This is a genomic window from Bacteroides cutis, from assembly GCF_900241005.1.
GTDB classification, from domain to species: Bacteria; Bacteroidota; Bacteroidia; order Bacteroidales; family Bacteroidaceae; genus Bacteroides; species Bacteroides cutis.
This window is the reverse complement of record NZ_OEST01000018.1, coordinates 1-4830: the sequence shown is the minus strand read 5'-3', so window position 1 is coordinate 4830 and position 4830 is coordinate 1. Positions and strand designations below refer to the sequence as shown.

Annotated in this window: 6 protein-coding genes; all 6 read left to right on the top strand. The window is 37.7% G+C overall.

The features are described 5' to 3' along the window. Positions 1-152: 152 nt before the first annotated feature. The 6 genes from C1A09_RS16140 (at position 153) to C1A09_RS16110 (ending at position 4742) form a co-directional block, all read left to right on the top strand. On the top strand, positions 153-839 hold the full coding sequence (locus C1A09_RS16140; RefSeq protein WP_032571786.1) for a phosphatase PAP2 family protein: 687 nt from the start codon (positions 153-155) through the stop codon (positions 837-839). A gap of 1 nt (position 840) precedes the next feature. Further along, positions 841-1389 carry a phosphatase PAP2 family protein gene (locus C1A09_RS16135; RefSeq protein ID WP_032571785.1) on the top strand — a complete coding sequence of 183 codons (549 nt, stop codon included), beginning with the start codon at positions 841-843 and terminating at the stop codon, positions 1387-1389. Between the two features lie 64 nt (positions 1390-1453). After that, a complete protein-coding gene (locus C1A09_RS16130) occupies positions 1454-1693 on the top strand; it encodes a hypothetical protein (protein WP_032571782.1) in 240 nt (79 codons plus the stop codon). Next, positions 1656-2066 carry an RteC domain-containing protein gene (locus tag C1A09_RS16125; RefSeq protein WP_230586257.1) on the top strand — a complete coding sequence of 137 codons (411 nt, stop codon included), beginning with the start codon at positions 1656-1658 and terminating at the stop codon, positions 2064-2066. The genes C1A09_RS16130 and C1A09_RS16125 overlap by 38 nt, the downstream gene beginning before the upstream one ends. Positions 2067-2195: 129 nt before the next feature. Then, complete coding sequence (locus C1A09_RS16120) at positions 2196-2489, top strand: helix-turn-helix domain-containing protein (protein WP_050440780.1); 294 nt, start codon at positions 2196-2198, stop codon at positions 2487-2489. A gap of 516 nt (positions 2490-3005) precedes the next feature. After that, entirely contained in the window at positions 3006-4742 is a 1737-nt protein-coding gene (locus tag C1A09_RS16110; RefSeq protein ID WP_101546188.1) for a reverse transcriptase/maturase family protein, read from the top strand. The last annotated feature ends 88 nt before the right edge of the window (positions 4743-4830 follow it).

Below are 4830 nucleotides of genomic sequence, written 5' to 3'. Positions count from 1 at the left end.
GTTTTGTTTGATTATTTTTTTGCAACACTAAGTTAAGTGAATCCTCTGACATGGCAAAATCCTGAGCAACTTTTTGTTGCTCAGGTACTTAAAAAAAATATTTTATAATAGTGTTGCGGAATTAAGGATTATTTAAAATGGTGAATAAGCAAATGAAGAGAAAAAATCAAATTAATTTTATCGTAACAGGGGTATTGTTTCTACTGTTTACACTGTTAATTGTGGCTGTACTGACTGTTGATGTTCAGCCGATAGGTCCGCAGCAATCCCGTGTTGGTCTTGCGACAATAAACGGAATAATGTTTAATATGTTCGGGGTAAACACACTTTGGTATAATATTACAGACTGGATTGGTATTATCGCCATATTGGTAGCTCTCGGTTTTTCCATATTAGGATTAGTTCAACTGATTAAAAGAAAAAGTATCAAACGTGTGGACACAGGCATTATTGCATTAGGTGTGTTTTACCTGACTGTAATTGCTTTCTATGTGTTTTTTGAAGTCTGTGTTGTGAATTATAGACCTATTATCATTCATAAATCATTAGAAGCATCATTCCCATCTTCCCACACAATGATAGTACTATGTATTATGGTAACTGCAATAATGCAATTTCACGTTTTATTAAAAAATAAGACAATACGAACAATAGCTGATACAGTGTCAATCTTGATTATTGCTGTAACAATCATTGGACGTTTGATTTCGGGGGTTCATTGGTTTACAGATATTATGGGCGGATTATTGCTTGGCTCTACTCTCATCATGCTATATTTCTCGGTTGTACAATATATAAACAATCGTACGGAAGTACATTTTAATGCTAATAGGAAATAATATGAAACAAAAAATCGTTTTAATTATAGTATATATCTGCTTAATTCATTGTGAAATAAACGCACAATCCCGTGATGCTGTTAAAACTTCTACTGACATTTTAATGTTTGCCACTCCGGCTGCCGGTTTTATTACAACACTTGTAACCGGAGATTATAAAGGTACGAAACAATTAGTTTTTGGTGCAGCGACCAGTATTGCAGCTTCTTACTTATTAAAATATAGTGTAAAAAAGCAACGTCCTGACGGTAGTGATTTTCATTCTTTCCCCTCTAATCATACAGCAATGGCTTTTCAAGGGGCTGCATTTATTCAACGTCGATATGGATGGAAATATGCAATTCCCGCTTACCTTGTATCTGGTTATGTCGCATGGGGACGTGTTTACGCTAAAAGACATGATTGCTGGGATGTACTTGCAGGAGCTGCTATAGGTATTGGAAGCAGCTATATATTTACTCGTCCTTTTGCAAAAAAACATAATTTGGCAATTTCTCCAATTGTTCTTAATAATGAACAGTTTGGAATATATGCTTCTATGACATTTTAATGAATAATGAGACAAGAAACAGATAAAATATCAAAATTAGAAAACATCTTTAATTAGGTAGAAAATGAAAGAATTATCCGAACAGAAATTTTTCCGACTATTGTCGGAATACTCACAGAAAGAATCTGCCGTACATGATTTAACGGCTGCATTACAGGAGCTTGCCAATCATTTGGCAAGCATTGCTATAAGTGAACAAGATTACGCAGTATTATTACGCTACTTCTCCTTTGGACTAAACAGGCTCAAATCGCATCGTGTGCAATTTGAGCAGGGGGAAAAATACTTTGCTATTGCTTATTGATGAAGCAATAGGACTTGTAAATACAGAAATCCGCATACTCAATATGCGAATTAAATATCCGGTTCAGTTCCAAAACCGGAAGGATAAATTCCCACTCTCACCACTCTATCTAACCGATACAACTAACCTTGTTGAAATCATGGAACTGGTAAGCGGACTATTTCTATCCCAAAGAGTAGTTACCCATACAGGGAAAGAAGCACCACTAACCGAAATCGGAAGAGCATTTGAATACCTCTTTAACATCAAATTAGGGGACATCCACAAAAAGCACGAGAGTGTAATTTGTCGTCAAGCTAATAAACGCATCGAATTTCTGGATATACTCCGTAAAGCCATTACCGAAGAAAGTCAAAAGAAAGGTTATCTATAAATCAGTAACTTATCAGAAAATATTAGGGGTGTAGTATATCTACTCCCCTAATTTATTTACATCCATTTGCCGAACTTTGCTTCATCAATCGATTGAAAACAATAATGTTAAACTAAAAAATGAAGCAAAATGTATATAGACAACGAAAACTTCGACAAGTGGATGGAACGACTGTCGAAAAAACTCTCTGAAATCGGGCAAGACCTGAAATCCCTTATCAATACCGACAATGTACTAGGCGAAAATGATAAGATACTCGATAATCAGGATTTAGCTTTTCTGCTGAAAGTGTCTTTCCGCACCCTACAACGGTATCGGACAAGTGGCAAACTTCCTTATTTTACGATAAGCCATAAGACCTACTATCGGGCATCGGTGCGCCCATATGGGTATGTATCAAATATCTCTTTGGCAAGAGATTAGGTAAGTGTTCTTCACACCTATCATCACCCGACTTATCTGAAACGGAAACGGGACAGGGAGTGTAGCATGTCGGGAAAGCCGTAAGTCAACTAAATATCAAGTTGCGACTGAACGGCAAGATGAAAAGATGAATATGAGGATAATGTCTGGATTGATAGAATGGTAGACCTATGACTCATCTGTAGGTAAAGACGTAAGATATTTATAAACGTCTTTTTGTGATACCGTGGCTTATCGGATTGGCGAGTTTACGGCAAGAACTTATCACAACATAGCCGCAATAAGCGGAAAGGTTGAATGCCATATCCGACAATTCATCGCGCTAATAGTTGATACATATCTAAATGGGGATTGCCTAAACCGGAATGCCTGTTATCAGGCTATGAGGTATTGTCCTCTGAATATCCGGCATGGCAACGGAGCCTCCGTAGTAGTCCGAGTGAGGGAAAGCCTCATACATGGCGAAGGGAGGCAGTTAATATCTTAATACAATTAACGGAAAATGTGAGAGACATTATGAGAAGTCCAGAAAGAGTATTAAAAAGCTTAGTTGAACACAGCAATACTTTAAACTATAAATATAAACGGTTGTATCGGATTTTATTCAATACAGAAATGTTCTATGTTGCGTACCAAAACATTTACGCTAAAGCTGGTAATATGACAGCCGGGACTGATGGGAAAACGGCAGACCAGATGAGCATATCCCGTATTGAGGAACTGATAGCCTCATTAAAAGATGAGACATATCAGCCACGTCCGGCTAAGAGAACGTATATACCAAAGAAGAACGGTAAAATGCGCCCTCTTGGGATACCCTCTTTTGATGACAAACTGGTACAGGAGGTGACAAGAATGATACTGGAGACAATCTATGAAGATGGCTTTTCCAATACATCCCACGGATTCCGCCCTAAAAGGAGTTGTCATACAGCCCTGCTGACTATCAAGCGTGAATATACAGGAACCAAATGGTTCATTGAAGGGGACATTAAAGGGTTCTTCGACAATATAAGCCATGAGGTCCTGATAAACATACTCCGGGAAAAGATAGAAGACGAACGCTTTATTCGTCTGATCAGAAAGTTCCTTCGTGCGGGATATTTAGAGAACTGGAAATTCCATAGAACATATAGTGGAACTCCACAAGGAGGCATTATTAGCCCGATATTAGCTAATATATACCTCGACAAGTTCGATAAATATATGCAAAGAGTGTGTGATGAATTCCGTAAAGGAGGCAGAAAGAGACGGATGTTCCCGAAAACCAATAAATTATATAGTAAGAAGTGTTTGCTGTTAAAGTCCATTGAAACAGAAAAAGATGAAAAAGTAAAAACAGAGAAGTTGGAACAAGTTAGAGAATACGAGAAGCAGATAAGGAGAATGCCAAGTGGAGACCCTATGGATAGTAACTTCCGGAGGATGCGTTACGTCAGATATGCAGATGATTTTCTGATCGGAATAATCGGAAGTCAAAAGGATTGTCAAGAAACGAAAGAAATGATAGCCCAGTGGATGCAAAATATCCTCAGGCTTGAACTTTCAGATGACAAGACTTTGATAACCAATGCCCGGAAGCCTGCAAAATTCTTAGGATACGATATATTTGTCCGCCAATCGGACAATATTGAGAAAACTAAGTCAAATATATATGCAAGGATCCATAATAACAAGGTGGTACTGAAAATCACATCAGAAGTGATGAAAAAGAAACTTCAACAATATGATGTACTCGATTTTGAAAGGTATAAAGGCAAGACTATTTGGAAGCCCAAAGCCCGTAAAAGAATCACTAATAACTCCATTTTGGATATAGTCACGCAATACAATGCGGAAATCCAAGGACTGTATAACTATTATTCCATAGCGAGTAACAGCTGCAACCTGTACAACTTTTATCATATCATGGAATACAGTATGTACAAGACTCTCTCCCAAAAACTGAACAGTACGGTAAGCAAAGTGATCAGTCAATACAAAAAAGACAAGAATTTTGCAGTACCCTATATCGACAAAAATGGGAAGACCCAGTACCGGATATTCTATAATAAAGGTTTCTGTCAAAGAGGGACAAGTAAATTCTATTCAGAAAAAGAGCCGTTCTTTACCAATATTGGCGTAAAAGAACCAACATTGATAAGGCGACTTCAATCCTGCCAATGTGAGCTATGCGGTGCCAAAGGGAAAGTTTCCATGTTTCAGGTACGAAATCACTACTGTCCAAAGAAATTACCCCATAGGTTCAGTTGATCTGAATCGGAATCATTCATCGGACGTTTTGGTTTAATAAACAGTTCGCCTAAAGGCTTCCTCTCAAAGAGTACTTTGCCGACTACGG